This is a genomic window from Vibrio sp. TMPB1044 (assembly GCF_030442075.1).
In the GTDB taxonomy this organism is placed as follows: Bacteria; Pseudomonadota; Gammaproteobacteria; order Enterobacterales; family Vibrionaceae; genus Vibrio; species Vibrio satsumensis.
This window is the reverse complement of the sequence record NZ_JAUJED010000023.1, coordinates 224,073-246,500: the sequence shown is the minus strand read 5'-3', so window position 1 is coordinate 246,500 and position 22,428 is coordinate 224,073. Positions and strand designations below refer to the sequence as shown.

The following is a 22,428-nucleotide window of genomic DNA, read 5'->3' as shown; positions in this document are numbered from 1 at the left end:
GATTACCTCTCATCGAATGCATCTTCGATGGCAGACATCACAGGTTTCGCTGCGTATTCGATCACGCGACGCGAGCCTGTTTTTACATCTGCGGTAAATTCCATATAGGGCGATAACTTGTATTGAGTGCCTCCTCGTTCAAGAAAGTTTCGATCAATCTCAATCTCTGCCAAATAGAATTCAGCATCTTCTTCTTCATAGGATGAACGGCTGATTGAGGCGATGGTTCCCTCAACAAATCCATATTTTGCGAAGTTATAGGTATCCATTTTTACTTTTACCGCTTGGCCAATTTCAACAAACCCCATGTCTTTACGCGGGATTTTCGCTTCACCGTGTAGGGAGTTATTGATTGGTGCAATATCAGCGATACTCTCGCCGGGTGGTATTACCGCAGAGCGGAAGTTGAAGTGTAACTTGTCGACCACACCATCGACTGGCGAGTAGACGATTAAGCGATCAACCTTGTCGGAATGTTGTGGTTGAAGGATCCGTTTCAGTTTGAGATCTTTATTGGCTTGAATGATTTGTGCTTGGTACTCGGAGTTACGGTTCTCAACCAAATCTCGATGTTGTTTCTCGAGTTTGTCGAGTTGGAAACGTTCGTTCATGACCGACTCATCAAGGTTTTCAATCTCACGAACCATATTGGATTCTTGTACTTTCATATTTAGAACGTCGACATATGACGCCATCTCTTCTTTATAAAGCGTATTTTTGATGTCGAGTTGTTTGCGAATTAGCGATAGTTGGTTATCTGAGCTTTTACGACGTTTTAGCATTGATCCAATCAAAGAGTTTTTGTGTTTAATATCGTGAGTGATCAGCTCTTCGTTGGAGCGGTTCTTCGAGAACTCTTGCTGCCACGTATTCATGTTGACTTGAACTTGTTCTGGGTAATTTTCGATGTAAGAAGCAAAGTTTGGTTCGACCATGTCACGCAAGCTTTCATAACGGATTTTATCGAGTTCCAGCTGAATGATTTCGGTATTCACTGTATCGAGTTGGGTGTTACGGTCGAGTGAACGGATTCGAGCAATAGGCTGGCCTTCATACACAACTTCTCCTTTTCTCACTAACAGCTCTTCTAATATCCCACCCTCCAGATGTTGAACCTTCTCAACATCAGACTCCAATAGTAGTTCGCCACGTACAGAAACAACTATGTCGATGCGTGCTTGTGACGCCACGGCGATAGCCACCAAAGCAAGTAGAAAAATGATGAGTAACGTCTTGTGAACGCTAGTCATCGCACTTGCAAGCACTATGGTGTCATCTGCTGTGACCTTGGAAGCCTCGTTGTTAGAAACGAGTGCTTTTCTGAGGTGATGTTCTATTTGTTTATTGCTCATGACCTACCTCGATGACTCGTCATCTACAACTTCCTTAATATCCAACAAGTGATGGATTTGTCGATTGACGTTGTGCAATTCAGTTTTTACATCCTCTAAAAGATCTTCTGGTGCAGGGAATTCGTGCTTACTCAAATGTTCCAATTTGGCCATTTTAGGCGGAAGATCTTGGTCGCATAGCAAGGTTAAGATGGTCTTCAATTTTTTTGAATAACTGCTGAGTTCATCAAAACGATTACCTTTATGAAGCTCTTCTATATTTAGGGCTGCATCAGAAAAGTCATTGTAAAAGTCGCCTAATAGCAATTGCAGCCCTTTGTGGTTGTCGTCGACTGAGCGCAACAAATTCGTCATGTCTATCATTGCTCCACTGCCTTAATTGCTTTAATCACAATAACTAAGGATGTTTAAAGGCAGTTTTCAAATTTTTTTTGATTCTTTCTCTTTAAAAAGAAAATATGAAAAATGTTGTATAAAAATTTGGTTTTTCAAAATGGTGTCCTTTAATGCTTCTAAATACGATCAGTTAGCTAGTAGCAACGGAGGCTGTAATGGCAGGCGAAAATAACCAAAACAACCAAAACGAAGATCTAAATGACGCGGTAGAACAAACGGACACGAACGACGCGGGTACACCCTCCCAACAGCAGAATCAACAAAATCAACAAAATACGATTGCGTCGACAATAGCGACGGGTGCTGAAAACACGGATGCGGCCGACGAGGTTAATCAGGCTTTAGAAGACAATCCGAGTGGCGCAGGTAATGCTGAAGATGCGTCGGCTTCTGGTGCGGCTGTTCAAGACGAGACGCCAGAAAGCGATGGAAATTCAGACGCAGCTCAATCCAATGTAGTCGGTGGTGCGGCTTCGGAAGCTGGTTCGGACAATGCTGCTGGTAGTGGTGGCGGAGCTGGAGCGGGCGCACAAGCTGTAGGTGGTGATAACGCAGAGTCTGCGACAGGTGGATCAGACGCTGAAGGTAATGAAGAACAAGGCCAAGCTGCACGAACCTCTGCAGCGCCGAGTTCTACATCTTCTGAATCGGGTGAGCAACAAGTCGGTGACGACCTCGATTCACAGACAGTCGAAGAGACATTTGCCGTTGATGTTCAAGCTTCAGATGAAGAGACAATCAGTGAAGTAGAAGATGACTTTGATTCCGAAACAGTAAGCGAAACGTTCAAAATCCAAGTAGAAAGTGAAAATGATGCGCCAGAAGCAGAACAAGATCTGGCTTACATCATGGATGAAGACGGTTCCATAACATTCACTCAAGAACAATTACTCGAATACGCAAGTGATGTAGATGGGGACGAGCTTGTTGCTTCGAACGTTCAAGTTGGTGCTGATGCAACAGTTCAAGACAATGGTGATGGTACTTTCACCGTTGTTCCTTCAGCTGACTTTAATGGTGAACTTGACCTTACTTTTGACATCAGTGACGGCCAAGAAACGATTAGCAGCGCAATTGATTTAACGGTACGTCCGATTAATGACGCGCCGGTTCCTGAAGATAAAACGTTTGAAATCGAGGAAGACGGAACGCTTGTCTTTACCGACGCTGACCTGTTAACAGGCGCTACAGACATTGAAGGTGACAACCTAACGGTTGAAGGTGTGACCTACGATGGTGGCGACGGTATTCTTACCGACAACGGTAATGGTACGTACACTTTCGCTCCAAACGAGAACTTCAATGGCGATGTAAACTTCGGCTTCGACGTGTCAGATGGCACCGATACGGTATCAGCAAACATTGATGTTAGCGTGACTCCTGAGAACGATCCACCTGTTGCAGGTTCAACGTCTTACACGGTGAATGAAGACAATTCGATTACCATTTCTGATGCTCAACTATTGGCGAACTCTTCTGATATTGAAGGTGATGTATCGATAGACAGCGTAACTTACTCTGGTAGTGACGGTGTCCTGGAAATCAATGGTAACGGCACTTACACCTTCTCGCCAAATGAGAACTTCAGCGGTGAAATTGCACTGGATGTGGTTGTTGCTGATGAAAATGGTGCGACTGACGCGACGACCGTGGGTATCAATGTTCTTGAAGTGAACGATCCGCCGGTTGTAGGCCCAACGTCTTACACCATTGATGAAGACTCTGTACTTACATTCAGTGAGTCACAAGTACTGCTTAATGCTTCTGATGTCGAAGGAGATGTTGAGCTTGTCGGCATTAGCTATGACGGCCCCGATGGCATCTTCTCAGTAAATGATGATGGCACTTGCAGCTTCGCTCCGAATGAGAACTTTAATGGCCAAGTTCAGCTTGATGTGACTATTCGAGATGAAGATGGTGCAGAAGTTGAAACCGTCATCAATGTTGACGTATTGCCAATCAACGATGTACCAGTATCGGGTGATTTGGCATACAACGTAAACGAAGATGGTTCAATTACATTGAGCCAAGATCAGTTGTTGTCTCAAGCATCGGATATGGAAGGAGATGACCTAACCGCGAGTGACTTAACTGTCGATGGTAACGCAACGGTAACGGCCAATGATGATGGCAGCTTCACTATTGTTCCTGAGGCGAATTTTAACGGTGATATTGATATTCAATTTAATATCACTGATGGCACAGATACCGTTCAAGCCACAGCGGATCTGACTGTTAATCCAGTCAACGATCTACCGTTTCCTCAAGATCAACAATTTAGTATTGAAGAAGACGGTACCCTGCAATTCACAGATGCAGACTTACTGTCAGGCGCAACTGATGTAGATGGTGATGACCTTACGGTTGAGGGAATTAGTTACACTGGCGGTGATGGTGTTCTAACTGACCACGGTGATGGTACTTATACCTTTGCGCCAAATGACAACTTCAATGGCGATGTGAACTTCAGTTTCGATGTGTCTGATGGCACAGAAACGGTCAGCGCTAACATTGATGTGAGTGTGACGCCTGAGAACGATCCGCCAGTTGCGGGCTCAACCTCATACATGGTGAACGAAGACAATGCCATCACAATTTCTGATGAGCAGTTGCTAGTAAACTCTTCTGATGTAGAAGGTGCGGTGTCGGTTGATACTGTCACTTACAGTGGCACAGATGGTGTGTTCCAAGATAACGGCGATGGCAGCTATACCTTCCTTCCTAACGAAAACTTCAGTGGCGATATAAGTCTTGATGTCATCGTTGCAGACGAAGAAGGCGCTATTGATGAGACGACAGCAGGCATTACCGTACTTGAAGTGAACGATCCACCTGTCGCTGGGCCTATGTCATACACCATTGATGAAGATTCTGTTCTAACGTTCAGTGAATCTCAGATTCTTGTGAATGCTTCAGATGTCGAAGGTGACGTGGAACTTGTTGGCATCAATTACGACGGGTCGGACGGTATCTTCACCGTGAATGGTGATGGCACATGTAGCTTCGCACCAAATGAAAACTTCAATGGTCAGGTTCAGCTTGATGTTACGATTCAAGATGAGAATGGCGCAACGGTTGAAACTCACATCAATGTTGATGTTCTGCCAATCAACGATCCACCAGTATCGGGCGACTTGGCTTACACCATCAACGAAGACAGCTCAATTACGCTGACACAAGATCAATTGTTAGCACGAGCGGGAGACATCGATAGCGATAATCTAGAAGCGATCAATCTATCGACTGATGAAAACGCGACCATCCAACAAAACGAGGATGGCAGCTATACCATTACACCAGACGCTGATTACAACGGCGACCTCGACCTAAGTTTCGACGTCATCGACAACGATGGTGGTGAGGTTCAAGTTGGTCTCGATATCACAGTTAATCCACTTAATGACTTGCCACAAGCGCAAGATCAACAGTTCACCATTGAAGAAGATGGCACATTACTGTTTACGGACGAAGACCTACTTGCTGGCGCATCGGATATTGAGGGTGATGAGCTGTCGATTGAAAATGTCCTTTACACAGGTGCAGATGGTGTTCTGAGTGACAATGGTGACGGTACTTATAGCTTTGCACCAAACGAGAACTTCAATGGTGATGTTCAATTCTCATTCGATGTTTCTGATGGCACCGGCTCGACGGCTGCTGTTATTGATGTCAGCGTGACACCTGAGAATGATCCACCTGTCGCGGGCTCGACGGCTTACACCGTTCAAGAAGATGGTCAAATCACTATCAGTGCTGAACAGCTACTGGCGAATTCTTCCGATGTTGAAGGCGATGTTTCACTATCAAGTGTGAGTTATGGCGGTGATGATGGCTCATTCGTTGATAACGGTAATGGCACATTTACCTTTACGCCAAACGAAAACTTCGACGGTGATATCTCACTTGATGTTGTTGTCGTTGACGAAGATGGCGCTACTGCTACTACGACAGCAGGCATTGATGTTATCGCTGTGAATGACGGCCCTGAAACGTCCGGTATTGAAGCTGAAGTCGACGAAGATAATTCAATCACTATTACTCAAGAGCAGCTGCTTGCGAATGCTACTGACGTTGAGGGTGATGAGTTAACGGCGTCTAACCTGCAAACCAATGATCCTGATGCGACTATCGTTGCAAATGACGATGGTTCTTTCACTATTACGCACACCGAGAACTTCAATGGCGAGTTAGATTTCACATACAGCATCAGCGATGGTGAAAATGAAGTTCTGACCACACTGGATTTAACCGTTAATCCTGTCAATGACGCGCCAGAAGCGGGTGAAGAGATCTTCATCCAAGCAAAAGAAGACCAAACAGTTGGTGTAACGCTTCGTGAAGAGCCTGCATTACGTCTAGATCAAGCACCGGAAAACGGCATCATCGAAGCTAATCTTGATAATGAGTGGGTAGTACTGGAAGTTGGTCAAGAGGTACCGGCTGACACGGAAGTACGTTTCGTGCCAAGTGAAGATGCTCTAGCAAACGGTACTCATACAACACAAATTGGTACCTTCGATGATAATGCGAGCGTGGATGACTGGGGAACGGAAGTTGATCCATATACTCGTGAGTTCTCGGATGGTGACTTAACGGTTACGGTTCAAAGTAACGATGATCCGCTGGGTGCATGGAATGGTAATACTCATATTGGTCATGGTATCGGTGACACCGACCGCCAAGGTCTGAGTGGTGATGAGAAACTGACTATTTCTGTTGAAGGCCAAGACATCAACGAAATCAGCTTCCACCTAGATGGTTTGGGTGGCTGGTTCATGGAAGAGTCTCGTCACTTTACAGAAGTAGAAATCAAAGCGTTCAATGAGGATGGCGACCTAATTGACTCGATGACTTACCACAAAGAAGACCGTGGTACTTTCGAGACCGACTATACGCTTACGGTAAATGAGCCGGTGTCTTACTTTGAACTTGGTACCGTGCAAGGTAATGGTACTTACGTCGTTCAAAACATGACAGTGTCACAAACATTTCATGATGAAGCCGTGTTTACATCGATTGGTGTAGACGGTTCAGAAATCACTGAAACGGTTGAGTTGAACATCCATGCGGGTGACAACGAAATCGAGCTAACGGCTGATCTTCCTAATATCACTATCGATACGGAAGGTTCTGCTCAGTTTGCTTCTGTTGTAATAACTGAAGAACAGTTACTCGCTCAAGCATCAGATATCGATGGTGATGACCTTGATATTCAGAATCTAGAGCTGGTGGGTGAAAACTCAGAGCATGCAACACTAACAGATAACGGTGATGGCACTTGGACAGTAACACCGGATGAAAACTTCCACGGTGAAATTGAGCTAGGGTACCAAGTTAGCGATGGTGAGTTAACTGACGACAACATCATCAACATCAACTTCGAATCGGTGAATGATGCGCCAATCGTTTCTGGCCCAATTGTTTTATCGACAGACGAAGATCAAGGTATCACGTTCAGCGCTGATGACTTGTTGGCGAACACCACGGATGTAGAAGGCGATGCGTTGTCGATTTCTGACATCACTTACGGTGGTGATGACGGTGAGCTAGTTGATAACGGCGATGGTACGTTTACCTTCATGCCGAATGAGAACTTCAACGGTGAAATCGACATCGACTACAAGGTGTTCGATGGTACCGATGAAGTGGCAACGCATCTAGACCTAACGGTTGTGCCTGTTAACGATGTTCCAGTTCCAGGTGAGCCGCTACACACCCAAATGCTAGAAAATGGCTCTATTGTCATTGAAGCGAAAGACCTTCTATCTGGCGCTACGGATGTTGATGGTGACATTCTCCATGTCGAAAACCTGTTACTGGTCGATCAAACGCAAGGTAGTTTGACCGATAACGGCGACAACACCTTTACCTTTGAACCTGCAGAGAACTTCTATGGTGAGGTGAATCTGACCTTCGATATCAGTGATGGTCAAGCTAGCGCACCAAGCACGGCAAGAGTTGACGTTGAGATTGTCAACGAAGGCCCTGAAGTGAGCGGTCCAATTCAAGCGGCAGTTGATGAAGATGGTTCAATCACTATCACTCAAGAGGATTTGTTGGCGAATGCAACCGATGTTGATGGCGACAACCTTGAAGCGGTTAACTTAGCTACCAACGATCCAAATGCGGTTATCGTAGAAAACTCAGATGGTAGTTTCACAATCACACCAAGTGCCGATTTCTTTGGTGAGATTGAGTTTACTTACGATGTGACTGATGCCATCGAGACAGTTGCAGCCGACCTGAACCTAACCGTAAACCCTATCAACGATGCGCCAGATGTGCCGGACATTTCTTTCACTACGGAAGACGGTCAAGCCATTACCATTACCGAAGCTGAACTATTAGCACAAGCGACAGACATTGAAGGCGATGAGCTGTCTGTGGTGAATGTGACTAGCGCAAGCGACACGGTAGAAGTCACGGATAACGGTGATGGAACATATACATTAACGCCAGAGCTGGGCTTCTTCGGCAATGTTGATCTAGCGTTTGATGTGAGCGACGGCACTGATGTGGTGGCTGCAAACATCGACCTGAAAGTCGAATTCGTCAATGACGCACCAGAAGCAACACCAATGGTTGCAGATGTCGACGAAGACGGTTCAATTCTGGTTACACAAGCGATGTTGCTAGAGAACGCGAGCGACCAAGATGGTGATGAGCTGTTTGCGAGCGCGCTAGAAACCAACGATCCGAATGCAAGTATCGTAGACAATGGCGATGGTACTTACACAGTGACACCTTCGGAAAACTTCAATGGTGATATCGCATTCACCTATGAAGTGAGTGATGGTGAACTCAGTACCGCCAATGACATGATATTGACTGTGAATCCGGTGAATGACATTCCAATTGTTGCTCCAGGCATGTACCACATCGAAGAGGATGGCAGCATCCTGTTCACTCAAGAAGATCTATTGAGTGGTGCGATTGATATTGATGGCGACGACCTAAGCGTTACCAGCATCAATTACTCTGGTGATGAAGGTACAGTAACCGACAACGGTGATGGCACGTTCAGCTTCGTTCCTGAAGAGCACTTTAGTGGTGATTTGCAGTTTAGCTTTACCGTGACCGACGGTACAGCTGAAGTAGAGCAAGACCTCAATGTTCACATTGAAGCGGTCGCGGATGCGCCGGATCTTGTGATTACCGATGGCGATGGCGTTAACGTTGATGACCAAGCTATTTTGGTTGAGCCAGGCGGCATTGTTGAGCTTAATATTGCGGCGGCACTGGTAGACCAAGATCTATCAGAAACACTGACGGTAACGGTTGATGGTGTGCCAGAAGGTTCGGTTATTCAATACGATAACGAAGGCGTTCTGAATGACCAAGAGAACGGCATCACCAGTTACAACGACACAGAAATTACAGTAACGTTTGAAGGTGAAACGGCAGGTTACCAAAACGCAGCGGGTTACTACAAAGTCGACGAAGACGGCAACATCACGGGTGTTGAAGTTGTTTACGAAAACGCGTCACAAGTTGGCGGTGGCGGTGACCTTGTTCCAGGACAAGACCAGTTCAGCTTCCAAGTCGAGGAAGGTGAGAGTTTTAACCTGTTCTTAATTCCAAACGGACATCAGCACAACGACTTTGATGCGATGCAAGACGGTCAGTACGAGTTCCGTGCAGCGGATGGTTCGCCTGCAAACATGGATACGGTTGATCCTCAACTTGTGTTTGTTGCTGCCGATGGAACTGAAACTGTAGTTCAAGGCCAGAATGGTGACGCGATCTTCCATGGTGGTTCAAGCTCTCAGCTAAACCAAGATGGTATAGAACATACACGCACGACGGTTAATGAAGACGGCGAGCTGGTTTACGGATTTGAAGATTTGTATGGTGGCGGAGATGCTGACTATACCGACTTCAACTTCACGATTGATGTGGGGGAAGTGAATAGCCAAATCTACAGCGGTGAAATTACGGTAGGCCCAGATGGCGCGATAAACCTTCCAATAACAGCGATCGACAACGAATTACAACTCCAGTTACCAGAAGATTTTAATCAACATCTTGAAGTTCATGTAACCGCTACCGCGACAGAATTATCAAATGATGACTCTGAGGTGGTCTCTCAAACTATCTACATTAATGCGACGGGAGTGACAGTTGATCATGCTCCTGAAGCTCTACCTGTCGCTGCTACCGTTCAAGAAGATGGCTCCATTGTGGTCTCGCAAGAAGATCTGCTGGCCAATGCTAGTGATCTAGATGGTGACCAACTAACAGCGCTGAACTTAGCGACTGATGACGACAGCGTAACTATCACAGATAACGGTGATGGTACTTACACATTAACGCCAGATGCTGACTTCAATGGCGATGTTAGCCTTACGTTTGATGTGTCTGATGGTGATGATGTTATCTCTACCAATCTAGAACTAACAGTTTCACCTGTGAACGATGGTCCAGAAGCACAAGATCAAGCATTTACAGTCAATGAAGATGGTGTATTAACCTTCACAGACCAAGACCTATTAACAGGTGCGACGGACATTGAAGGGGACGACCTAAGCGTTGAAGGTGTGACTTACACTGGTGCAGATGGTGTTCTAACCGATAATGGCGATGGCACATACAGCTTCGCGCCAAACGAAAACTTCAATGGCGATGTGAACTTCTCGTTCAATGTATCAGATGGTACCGATACGGTAACTGCTAACATTGATGTCAGCGTGACGCCAGAGAATGATCCACCTGTCGCGGGTAGCACGTCTTACACGGTTCATGAAGACAACTCCATCACGATCAGTAACGAACAATTGTTAGCGAACTCTTCAGATATTGAAGGGGAAGTGGCGATTGATAGTGTTACCTATAGTGGCAGTGACGGTGTTCTAGAAATCAACGGTAACGGCACATACACCTTCTCTCCAAACGAAAACTTTAATGGCGAAGTTAGCCTAGACGTGGTTGTTGTGGATGAAGACGATGCAGCCGTATCGACGACTGCGGGCATTACGGTTCTAGAAGTGAACGATCCGCCAGTTGCTGGCCCAACGTCTTACACTATCGATGAAGACTCGGTACTGACCTTTAATGAGTCTCAAGTTCTGCTGAACGCCTCTGATATTGAAGGTGACGTACAACTTGTTGAGATCAACTACGACGGCCCAGACGGAATCTTCTCAATCAATGGTGACGGCACATGTAGCTTTGCACCGAATGAAAACTTCAACGGCCAAGTGCAGTTGGATGTGACCATTCAAGATGAAGACGGCGCTCAAGTTGATACTCATATTACGGTTGATGTCCTACCAATCAATGATGTTCCAGTATCAGGAGACTTGGCATACAGCGTAGAGGAAGACGGTTCAATTACCTTGAGCCAAGAGCAACTTCTTTCTCAAGCTAGCGATGTAGACGGAGACGACCTGACTGCTTCTAACTTAATTGTTGATGGAGACGCGACAGTTGTTGCTAACGATGATGGTAGCTTTACCATTACGCCAGATGCGAACTTCAATGGCGACATTGACCTAACGTTCGACATTAGCGACGGTACAGACACGCTGGTTGCGACGGCTGACCTCACCGTTAATCCAGTTAATGACCTTCCACAACCACAAGATCAAACGTTCAGCATTGGCGAAGACGGCATCTTGAACTTCACAGATGAAGACTTGCTGACAGGTGCTACCGATATCGATGGGGATAACCTATCGGTTGAAGGTGTGACTTACACTGGTGCCGACGGTGTTCTTACTGACAATGGCGACGGAAGCTACAGCTTTGCGCCAAACGAGAACTTCAATGGTGATGTGAACTTCAGCTTTGATGTGTCAGATGGCACGGATACCGTTCAGGCCAACATTGATGTCAGCGTGACACCAGAGAACGATCCGCCTGTTGCGGGTAGCACGTCTTACACAGTTCATGAAGACAACTCAATTACCATCAGCGATGAGCAGCTTCTAGCTAACTCTTCGGATATTGAAGGTGATGTTGCCGTTGATAGCGTGACTTACTCTGGCACAGACGGTGTCTTTGAAGACAATGGCGATGGTACTTACACCTTCTTACCAAACGAAAACTTCAATGGTGAAGTTAGCCTAGATGTTGTCGTTACCGATGAAGAGGGTGCAACAGAAGCGACAACCGCGGGTATTAGTGTTCTTGAGGTGAACGATCCGCCAATCGCAGGTGTAACCAGCTACTCAGTGAACGAAGACGAAGTTATCACCATAAGTTCAGAGCAACTGTTGGCGAATGCTTCTGATATCGAAGGTGAAGTGGCGATTGATAGCGTTAACTACGCAGGCGCTGACGGCATCTTTACTGACAATGGTGACGGCACATTTAGCTTCGCACCAAACGCGAACTTCGACGGTGATGTCAGCCTGGATGTTGTCGTTACTGATGAAGATGGCGCAACCGTAGCAACTAACGCAAGCATTGATGTTATGCCTGTTAATGATGCTCCAGTATCGGGTGACTTGGCGTACAGCATTGATGAAGATGGTTCGATTAACCTAAGCCAAGAGCAATTACTTGCCCAAGCGAGTGATGTTGATGGCGATGACCTAACGGCAAGCAACCTAAGTGCGGGGGATAATGCGACCGTAGTTGATAATGGCGATGGTACCTTCACGGTAACACCGGATGCTGACTTCAATGGCGATATCGACCTAAGCTTTGATATTTCGGACGGTACTGAGACGATTTTGGCGAACGCCGATCTGACGGTAAACCCGGCCAATGACTTGCCAACGACATCTGATGTTTACGCGAACGTTGATGAAGACAACGTCATCACTATCACACAGGAGCAGTTACTAGCGAATGCCGCTGATATTGAAGGTGATGACCTTGTCGCTTCCGACTTAACCTTGGTCGGTGACGATGCAACGATTGTCGATAATGGTGATGGTACGTTCTCAATCACTCCAAGCGAAAACTTCAATGGCTACATCGATGTTGCCTACAGCATCAGCGATGGCGACACACCAATTGCCGCTAACTTGGGCTTGACCGTTGATCCAGTTAACGACGCGCCAATTGTTTCTGCTGATGTGGCGATAACCATTGAAGAGGATGGTTCGTACACCATTACTCAAGAAGAACTCTTACAATTCGCGACTGACATCGAAGACGATGACATGACCGCAATTATCGGAGAGCAGGGCGATGAAACGACCGTAACCGGTACTGTGCTGGATGCTGAAACGGGTAGCCCAGTCGTTGGTGCAGATGTCACAATGACCGATAACGCAGGTCACTCGTACACCACTGTGACAGACCAATCTGGTAACTACTCTGTGAGCGGTCCAGTTGTTGACCAAGGTACCGTAACTATTGAACAAGAAGGCTCTATTACCAGCAGCTTCCTGATCCCAGCAGGTGAAGATACTAATGGTGGCGTGACCGCAATATCTGAAGTGCTTGAAGAAACAGATATGCGTATCGTGGTCACATGGGGTGAAAGCCCACGTGATATGGACAACCATCTATGGCTCTACGATACAGAAAATGGCAACGAGCTAGACCATATTTACTATCGCGACATGAGCCATGATTTGGGTGAAGGTAATGTCGTTCAGCAAGATGTAGATGACACGAATGGCGGTGGTCCTGAAACCATCACTATTCCAAATTATCAAGATGCTGACATGCACTATTCAGTACACAACTACACCAGTAGAAGTTGGGATGTAGATGGTGTTGAAGATGTACAGGTTCAGGTGTTTGTAGGCGATACATTGGTTGAAACCTTCAGCCCAGACTTATCAGATAACCCATCAGGTGATCATTGGCATGTATTCGATATCGTGAACGGCGTTATTGTTCCAAGCCAAGATGTAGGCACTCAAAATGCATTCGACTTGCCAACCGCAGAAGAAGCGCTCGCGAATGAAAACGGCATTGATATCTCTGAATTGCTAACCGGCGATGAAGGTGATGATTCTGGTGATACCGATGGTAACGAACCAAGTGTTGGTGACATTTCCATCGACAACGCGCTAATCACTGATAACGGTGATGGTACCTACACCATCACCCCAGAAGAGAACTTCAATGGTGAATTCTCCATTAGCTACAACGTAGATGATGGTAATGGTGGAGTGACTCCTGCTGAGCTTGATGTCACAGTCACGGCAGTAAACGACCTATCTGTGATTTACGACCATGACTACACCATTAACGAAGATGGCTCGTTAACCTTCACCAATGAGCAGTTACTGGCTGGTGCAACCGATATTGATGGTGATGACCTATCAGTAGAATCTGTTAACTATGAAGGCACTGATGGTGTGTTCACGGATAATGGCGATGGCACTTACACCTTTGCTCCAAATGAGAACTTCAACGGTAACGTCGACCTAACTTACGATGTCAGCGATGGCATCGATGTGGTCTCGGCGAACATTGATGTTCAAGTTGTACCAATCAATGATGTACCAGTTGCTGGCACAACCTCTTACAGCGTTGAAGAAGATGGCAGCATTACCCTGAGCGATGCACAACTACTGGCGAATAGTTCAGATGTTGAAGGGGAAGTGTTTGTTAGCGATGTAAGCTACAGCGGCACGGATGGTGTGTTTACTGATAATGGTGATGGTACTTACACCTTCTCGCCAAATGAAAACTTTAACGGTGATATCAGCCTTGATGTATCTGTTATGGATGAAGATGGCGCAACGGCTGAAACAACGGCAGGCATCGACGTTATTGCCGTCAACGACCTACCAGTTGTAGGTTCAACGACCTACAGCGTCGATGAAGATAATGTGATTATTATCTCTGATGCTCAGCTTCTTGCGAACAGCTCAGATATTGAAGGTGATGTATCCATTAGTGACGTTTCTTACACGGGTGCAGACGGTATCTTTACGGATAACGGTGACGGTACTTACAGCTTCGCACCAAATGAAAACTTCAACGGTAGTGTCAGCCTAGATGTGACTGTTGCCGATGAAGACGGTGCCACCGCGCAAATTACCGCGGGTATTGACGTTATCGCAGTCAACGACGCTCCAGTCTCTGGCGACTTGGCTTACTCAGTGGATGAAGATGGTTCAATCACCCTAAGCCAAGAGCAATTGCTGGCTCACGCTTCTGATGTGGATGGCGATGACCTTACCGCTGCAAACCTAACGGCAGGTGACAACGCAACAGTAACGGCAAACGATGATGGTTCATTTACCATCACACCAGATGCTGATTTCAATGGCGACATTGACCTAAGCTTCGACCTTTCTGATGGTACTGAAACGGTTGTTGCAACGGCCGACCTTACTGTGAATCCAGTGAATGACATTGCGGTTGTAGAAGATGTCGCTTACACCATTGAAGAAGATGGTTCACTTACCTTTACAGACGAGCAACTGCTAGCGGGTGCTTCTGATATTGATGGTGACGAGCTTTCAGTTGCCGATGTGTCTTACACAGGCGCAGAGGGTGTGTTCACCGACAATGGCGATGGCACTTACAGCTTTGCTCCAAACGAGAACTTCTATGGCGATGTAAACCTTGGCTTCACAGTGTTTGATGGCACTGAGACAGTCGATGCCAATATTGATGTAACGGTAACAGACGTTAACGATGCACCAGTAGCGGGCGCAACGTCTTACCAAATGAACGAAGATGGCACCATCACATTGAGCCCTGAGCAGTTAATTGCGAATAGCTCTGACGTTGATGGTGAAGTGTCGCTTGAAAGCGTTACTTACACAGGCTCTGATGGCGCATTGGTTCAAAACGATGATGGTTCTGTGACCTTCACGCCGAGTGAGAACTTTAATGGTGATATCAGCCTAGATGTGGTCGTGACGGACGATGACGGTGCGACTGCAACAACAACGGCGGGTATTGAAGTTCTGGCTGTGAACGATGGACCTGAATCAGAGGGTGTGAACCTAACCACAGCCGAAGACAGCACTATCCTTATCACACAAGACATGTTGTTAGCTCAAGCGACGGATATCGATAACACCGCAGACGAGCTGTCAGCTTCGGGTCTACAAATCGACCCTAGCTTGGGTGAGTTGCTAGACAACGAAGATGGTACTTGGTCATTTACGCCAAACGAAAATTTCAATGGCGATGTGCCAATGACGTTTAACGTTAGCGATGGACAAGAGACAATTTCAGTAGACGGTAACATCGACGTTACGCCAGTGAACGATGCACCTGAAGCACCTACGATTGAGATGCAAGGCGAGGAAGATGTGGTCATGGTGATTGACCCAGCTTACATTGCGGATCAAGTGACGGATCTAGATGGTGACGAGATCAGCATCGAAAGCATTTCAGTTCGAGCTCCAGCCAATGCGACCTTAACTCAGCAGCCTGACGGTATGTATCACTTAGTGACTACTCAAGACTTTAATGGCTTGGTAGAGCTGGGTTATCAGGCAACCGATGGTGAAGAAGTGGTTGATGGTTCACTGAATGTGGATGTGATTCCAGTTAATGACGCTCCATTCAATGTCGGCAACGCAATGATGACCACAAACGAAGATGGCGCGTTCACCTTCGATGCTGGCGACTTGATGAACTTGTTCGGTGACATTGATACCGCTGACCTTGTTGTTTCTCGCATTATCACCGCAGACGGTGAAGATGGTGGTGAAGTAACGGACAACGGTGATGGAACTTGGACATTCACACCAACAGGCGACTTCGCAGGCGTTTCTGACCTACAAGTTGTCGTGAGTGACGGTGAGTTTGAAACGATTCTCGATGTTCCAGTGTTCGTACGTCCTGTCGCAGATGGCGCGGTTATTTCAACAGACCATGATGGTCCATTAGTGTTCGGCGAAGATGAAACGGGTCACTTGGGACTGAACGTTGGCCTAGTCGATGATTCCGAAACACTAAGTAACTTGGTGATGACAGGTTTCCCTGTTGGATTCGAGGTAACCGATGGTGTGAATACCGTGATGATCACTGAGCCGGGTCAGTACATCGACCTGTTCGACTGGGATATATCAAACATTCAAATGACGCCTCCTGAAGACTTCCATGGTGAGTTCTTCGTAACCGTAAGTGCAACAACAGTTGATTACGGAGATGAGCCAGAAGCGTTTGAAGATGGCATCGATTCTGGTGATTTCGAGACCGTAGCGGGTGATTCCATCATCCTAACCGCTGATGACCTAATAGGTTTAGCTGAGAATGTGGATGCTGACAGCGACGATGAAGTGAAACTGGTTCATCTAGCAGACCGCAGCCAAGGTGAGATTGTCGATAATGGCGATGGCACGTGGACGTTCACACCAGCACCAGGCTTCACGGGCGAAGCAGACATTGCGTACGTAGTTGATAAAGATGGCGTGCTTCATGATGAGCAAACTGGCGTAGTCGTGAAAGAAGGCGACTCGCAAGAGAATGCAGCACCAGAAATTAACAGCATCACAACCACTGAAATCGCAGCGGATGCAACCTTGTCGTTCACTGATGAAGACATGTTAGCGAACCTGAGCGATGCAGAAGGCGATAGCATGAGCATTGAGTCAGTAAGCTTGATGGAAGGTCAGGGCGTAATTGAGAGCGATAACCAAGGTAACTATCAATTCACTCCTGCTGAAGACTACACCGGCGATGTTCAAGTTGGGTTTATCGCTACCGATGGCGAAAATCGTATCGAAAGCTTCTTCAATGTGGATATCCAAGGTGGTGATGAAGCAGCCGAGAATGAAGGTTACGCCTTAGCGGATGACGGTTCATTACCTATCACAGAGTCTCAGCTGGTGGATGAGTTAGGCGTTAGCGATACAGCACAAGTTGTTGATGTTGCAGACGCGAATGATGCAGGCTTCTTTGCTGAATCTGGTGAAGGCGAGTGGACTTATTGGCCGAATGAGGACTTCGATGGCAATTTAGCGATGAATGTTGAAGTCAACGACGGCGGTGAAGTATCAAGCCACAGCGTAAGTATCCAAGTGGCCGATGAATCAGTGCAAAGTGATGAACTACAAGTTCAAGCTGCTCAAGCAACAGAAGAGCAACAAGTGGAAGTGGCTCAACAAGCTGAAGACCAAGCTCAAGATGCTGAAGCTGAAGACAGCACAGCAGATGTAACCGCGGCACCTGGCGATACTATTTCTATCTCGATTCCAGATGAGGTGAGTGGTAACGAATCGGTCGATTATGCTGATATGTCTGGCTTACCTGAGGGCGCTACTGTGAGCAATGCACTGGATAACGGTGATGGTAGCTTCACAATCAGTGGCAACCTAGAGCAGCCTGTATCTGTCGAACTTCCAGAAGGTTATGAAGGTACTAGCGAGATCCAATTCCAAGGTTACGACGAATTGGGTAGCTCAATAGACGGTGCAAGCGGTTCTGTTGAAGTTGAGGTCGATGATCAATACACCATGCAAGGTTCTACGCAAGAGCAGCAACCGGACATGGCGGGTATGGAATCTGGTGGCAGCGACTGGACAAGTTCAGGTGGTCAAGATCAAGGTGTTGACTTCACGGACGACTCTGGAAGCTTCGATTCAGACTCTCAAACTGGAACCGATCAAGGCAACGACTTCGACCAAAGCTCGATTTAATCGAAAGGGCTTAGTTTTAGTCTGAACCGATATTTAGTTTAAACCAACAAGTAGATAGGGCAGCGTAAAGTTGCCCTGAGCAAAGCCATGTAGAGTGACCTTTGCATGGCTTTCTTATTTGTCGCTGAGATTCATTCTTTGGCTTCAAAAAACCTGAGAATCTACAAGAATGTTCTTAGTTACTATAGAGAGAGTTAAAAAGGAGTGAGGGCATGTATCGTTATGTCAGTTCACCGCAAGCGTCGAAGTACATAGTGCCACCACCTCAACATCGAGAGTTGTCGAGTGTGGATGTGCCTGAATCCGAATTAGAGATGCGAGAAATATTGAATAATTGGTTTGCTGATGGTTTAGCGCCCATTATCGAAAGTGAAGATGACTACATCTCTGCGAGCGATCAAGTTCGATTTGAAAAGCTTAGCCGCACCGTTGGGATGTTGTTGAGAAACAAAGATTATTATTTTGCCGCCAAACGGATTTTATCAGTGTGGGAGCAAGATTCTCTTGAAACCACTTATATCAATTATCTCATTTTGCGCAGTGAGCGAGTCACTTATTAAGGTAAGTTAACACAGTGGCATTTGCCATTAATGACTTAGGATTCGCGAGCTTACGATCCTTTTATTTTTCTAGAGAATCAGGCAAACAAAAAGGGCAAGCTTTTAGGCTCACCCTTAAGGTTCTTTCTTTACTTAACGTTACTGTTTTTACTTACCGTTATTTTCACCTAATTCTATACAGGTTTGCGACTTACACCCAACCATCAAATTTGAGTCGTTTCTGAATTCTTTTGACTGCTTCTTTCTGCATTTGTCTAACGCGCTCATTAGAAACATTGACATCAAACATTTCGCCCACTTCAGCTAGCGTTTTCACGTTGTTATCAAACAAACCAAAACGATGGATGAGCACCTTTTGTAATTGTGGAGGAAGTGTATTGATGATTTGTTCTAGAGCTTGGGTAAAGGATTGATCTTCACAATCTTGTTGAGGGTCGAGGATGTATTCACATTCACATTGTTCTAGTGCCATCGGTGCATGACTCGTTCCAACAGTCGTCGTCACGTCAATAAATCCACTTAACGCCACCAGTTGATCGACGCGTTTGGTCTTAACACCAGAACTATCCGATAGTTCAGAAATAGAAATTTCTTTGCGCATTTTCTTACTAACATCGAGCCTCTTTGAGGCAAGGTTATTTATTTCTTTGCATACGTGCGATGGCAATCTGACGGTACGACCAGTGTTCATTAATGCGGCTTCAATGTTTTCGCGGATCCACCATACAGCATAGGTTGAAAAACGATAGCCTGGTTCTGGATCGTATTTGTCGATGGCCTTAATCAAGCCAATGTTGCCTTCCTCGATCAGGTCGAGCAGGGTGAAATTATTACCTTTACGTTTTAGGTAACTCTTTGCGATTTTAACAACAAGGCGTAGGTTTGATTCGATCATGACATCGCGCGCTTTTTTATCACCCGCGCGATTTAATTTTGCGTAATACACCTCATCTTCACGCGACAGTAGATTGATGCCTATAATATCCTTCAAATAATGAGCATAAGGGTCTGCACTGGTAGAAAATGATTCGGTAATGGGTGTTTCATCCGTAAGCCCCTGAGACGCAGCAAAACTATCGTTGTCCATTTCCTTGTCCTTATCTAGCCGACTGAACGTTTTATTGTATTATTATGCTACTAAGTGATTAACGCTTGGTTTCATTAGAGTGTAGATAGCAGTTTCTTATTTACCAATAAATAAAATGCAATTTCGCAAACTTATGTCACAAAGAAGCATACAAATATTTAACCATTTTCATCTTATCAAGTGTGTTGTTTTTCATTTAAAACATCAACATCGCTGGCTTACAAAGCATCTGTTATGTACTTCCTGCCCTAGATAACTGACATGAATTCATAGGTGTCGGTTGGCTATATAATCGAGAGGGGAAATGATAAGAAAAATGGCAAGAGTCGAGGTTCAATGTTTCGAAGTATCTCAACTCTTTTGCAGTTTCGGCTATTAAGCACCGCCAAGTAAGTCTTAATTCTATCGACTAATAAGTGCTAAGAACCTCATCGATTTGCTGATTAATGATCTTAATTTCGCTGTAGATAACGGAAAGATCATCATTTTGCGGCGCAAGCTTATTGAGTGTGTTTTGTTCTACTCTTTCTAATGCAACAGTGGCCGTTTCTTCCCCAAAGCTGGCTAAGATGCCTTTTAAGGTGTGTACAGTAAAATGAAGCTTGCCCCAATCTTGTTGCTGAACCAACTCTTCGATTTCTTGTAGCGAATTGCCATGATCTTCTTGATAGGTAGACAAAACGGCGTAAATGACTTCTCTGTCGTTGTCTAAATAGGCATTTAAAGCATCAAAGTCTAGCATGTGGACTCCTGTCGGCTGCATGTTGAGAATGGGCTAGGCGGCTTAGTGGAAAAACCATACCGTGATGAATCACTAATCCATTGATTCCATTTTGGAGGAAGTTCTAATTGTAAGATCTCTTCTAAATAGTCGTCGCTAAGTTTCTCATCTATATGAGCTCTATGGACTGCATATATATAGTCAAGTTTGGCGGCAACTGAATATGGGTAACTGTGAATGTAGTCCTTTAATTCCTGGATCGACCCAAAGTTTTCAATGTTTATACACGTTGAAGGGTCGACATTTTTGGACTCAAGTTTGTGACTTACTGTTTCTCCACGAGATTTTAGACATTCTACCGCTAAGTGATAAAGAGAGTACTCACCAAAATGGACGAGCAGTGGTAATAGTTGGGTAAGCAAGTAAGTTGGTTGGCTGTGGAAATTATTCGCTAACAGTGTCGAGGCTCTAATCACTTTTTTATGGGCAACGTGAGGACTATTTTCTACGAGCAAGATGTTGCTTTGAAAGAGGGCTAGACTAGCCAAAACTTGATGCTGTTGTTTTACAGGAAGCTTTAGGTTCACTAACTCTGTGAATTGGTTGGCATGTTCAAGCAAAATACGTTTGTACTTTAGTTTCGTCTCTCTCTGGTAGGTCGCTTTTAACGAATTAAAGTGCGAGCCAATAGAGTGAATGACATCCATGTCGGCAGGTGAAATGTGGGTTGCGTACATTTCCCCAAGCTTAATCAACATGTGCGTGTTGTCCACGTTCTCGGCCAAGTCGATCGCTCGAATTGCGCGATGGCTTATGCTCGGTGTCATTTCAAATGCTCGTATCGCCAGCTTAAGCGCTGGCAGTAACATCTTATGTTTTTCATAGATGCAGCTTAAGCAATCAATCACGTTTAATGACAGTGGCTGAACAATCAAGTAATTGTGCAGTTTCTCTATCGCTAGGTTCGGTTTACCTAAGCTGTCTAAAATCAATGCCTCTGCAACCAACTTGGTCGGGTGCATTTTTGTTTTGGAAGTCGTGAGGACATTTGAAAGCAAGTCCCACTTTTTACCCGCGATTAAGTGCTCGATCAGTGTCGCTTCGAATTGTACGTTCACCTGGTTATTAGGAATCGCTAGCGCCTGTTTAAGCACTTCAGGCGTGTTAATAGGATATAGGCTATTTAGTTGGTCAATTTGCTGCGATTCGGACACAGCACTTTGGATCTTTTTACCCAGCATCTGAGTATGAATCGGCTTAGAAATGAAATGGTGAGCTTCACCTGAAAGGGCGGTTAATACCGTCTCTTGACGCATATCCCCTGATAGAAGAATAGTGGCCACAGTATGATCGATGAGCCTGTTTCGATACAGGATCCCCAAAAGCTCAAACCCGGTGAAGGATTGCTCTAAGTGGTAATCGATGAGGAGTACATGAAAAGAGTGCGTTTCGACCGCTCTAATAGCTTGTCGATAGTCGGTCGCAATAAAGATGCAATCATGTGAAATGCCTAAGCTCGAGAGTTGCTGCTTTATAAGAATAGTTGCACTCTTAGAGTCGTCGACAATTAAAACTCGTAGGTCAGGTGGTAAGGTCAAATCCATTTTCCTCAATACCAAATGTTATTTTTAATTTAGGCGTCAAGTTGCACATTGTCAAGGTGCCAATATCACATACAAACACTCAATAAACTATTGGTAATTAAGGAGTATTCGATAACATTTATGAAAGACTTCAAACGCAGGTTACTTTTGCCTGGTTTTTGTAGGGTTATACGTGTTTTAGAAATAAAAAAGAG

The 22,428-nt window shown here is 45.5% G+C and carries 7 protein-coding genes; 2 read left to right on the top strand and 5 right to left on the bottom strand.

What is annotated here, in order from left to right:
- Nucleotides 1-2: 2 nt before the first annotated feature.
- Both QQ041_RS17020 and QQ041_RS17015 read right to left on the bottom strand, forming a co-directional pair.
- Nucleotides 3-1,352: an HlyD family type I secretion periplasmic adaptor subunit gene (locus QQ041_RS17020; RefSeq protein WP_285954562.1), complete on the bottom strand. Its 1,350-nt coding sequence runs from the start codon at nucleotides 1,350-1,352 to the stop codon at nucleotides 3-5.
- A gap of 3 nt (nucleotides 1,353-1,355) precedes the next feature.
- Nucleotides 1,356-1,715: a hypothetical protein gene (locus tag QQ041_RS17015; RefSeq protein ID WP_146491668.1), complete on the bottom strand. Its 360-nt coding sequence runs from the start codon at nucleotides 1,713-1,715 to the stop codon at nucleotides 1,356-1,358.
- 188 nt (nucleotides 1,716-1,903) lie between these two features.
- On the opposite strand from QQ041_RS17015, the gene QQ041_RS17010 reads away from it, so the two are divergent.
- Nucleotides 1,904-18,262 carry a tandem-95 repeat protein gene (locus QQ041_RS17010; protein ID WP_285954561.1) on the top strand — a complete coding sequence of 5,453 codons (16,359 nt, stop codon included), beginning with the start codon at nucleotides 1,904-1,906 and terminating at the stop codon, nucleotides 18,260-18,262.
- Between the two features lie 212 nt (nucleotides 18,263-18,474).
- Nucleotides 18,475-18,822 carry a hypothetical protein gene (locus QQ041_RS17005; RefSeq protein WP_285954560.1) on the top strand — a complete coding sequence of 116 codons (348 nt, stop codon included), beginning with the start codon at nucleotides 18,475-18,477 and terminating at the stop codon, nucleotides 18,820-18,822.
- Nucleotides 18,823-19,012: 190 nt separating this feature from the next.
- Here QQ041_RS17005 and QQ041_RS17000 read toward each other — a convergent pair whose 3' ends face one another.
- From QQ041_RS17000 to QQ041_RS16990, 3 genes are all read right to left on the bottom strand, one after another.
- On the bottom strand, nucleotides 19,013-19,909 hold the full coding sequence (locus tag QQ041_RS17000; RefSeq protein ID WP_285954559.1) for an RNA polymerase sigma factor RpoD/SigA: 897 nt from the start codon (nucleotides 19,907-19,909) through the stop codon (nucleotides 19,013-19,015).
- Between the two features lie 409 nt (nucleotides 19,910-20,318).
- On the bottom strand, nucleotides 20,319-20,651 hold the full coding sequence (locus tag QQ041_RS16995; protein ID WP_285954558.1) for an Hpt domain-containing protein: 333 nt from the start codon (nucleotides 20,649-20,651) through the stop codon (nucleotides 20,319-20,321).
- A complete protein-coding gene (locus QQ041_RS16990; RefSeq protein ID WP_285954557.1) occupies nucleotides 20,645-22,234 on the bottom strand; it encodes a response regulator in 1,590 nt (529 codons plus the stop codon). Before QQ041_RS16990 ends, QQ041_RS16995 begins: the two co-directional genes overlap by 7 nt.
- Between the last annotated feature and the right edge of the window lie 194 nt (nucleotides 22,235-22,428).

Excerpts from the sequence above, each read along its gene's own strand:
- QQ041_RS17020 (WP_285954562.1), bottom strand. The coding sequence starts at position 1,352 with ATGAGCAATAAACAAATAGAACATCACCTCAGAAAAGCACTCGTTTCT.
- QQ041_RS17015 (WP_146491668.1), bottom strand. The coding sequence starts at position 1,715 with ATGATAGACATGACGAATTTGTTGCGCTCAGTCGACGACAACCACAAA.
- QQ041_RS17010 (WP_285954561.1), top strand. The coding sequence starts at position 1,904 with ATGGCAGGCGAAAATAACCAAAACAACCAAAACGAAGATCTAAATGAC.
- QQ041_RS17005 (WP_285954560.1), top strand. The coding sequence starts at position 18,475 with ATGTATCGTTATGTCAGTTCACCGCAAGCGTCGAAGTACATAGTGCCA.
- QQ041_RS17000 (WP_285954559.1), bottom strand. The coding sequence starts at position 19,909 with ATGGACAACGATAGTTTTGCTGCGTCTCAGGGGCTTACGGATGAAACA.
- QQ041_RS16995 (WP_285954558.1), bottom strand. The coding sequence starts at position 20,651 with ATGCTAGACTTTGATGCTTTAAATGCCTATTTAGACAACGACAGAGAA.
- QQ041_RS16990 (WP_285954557.1), bottom strand. The coding sequence starts at position 22,234 with ATGGATTTGACCTTACCACCTGACCTACGAGTTTTAATTGTCGACGAC.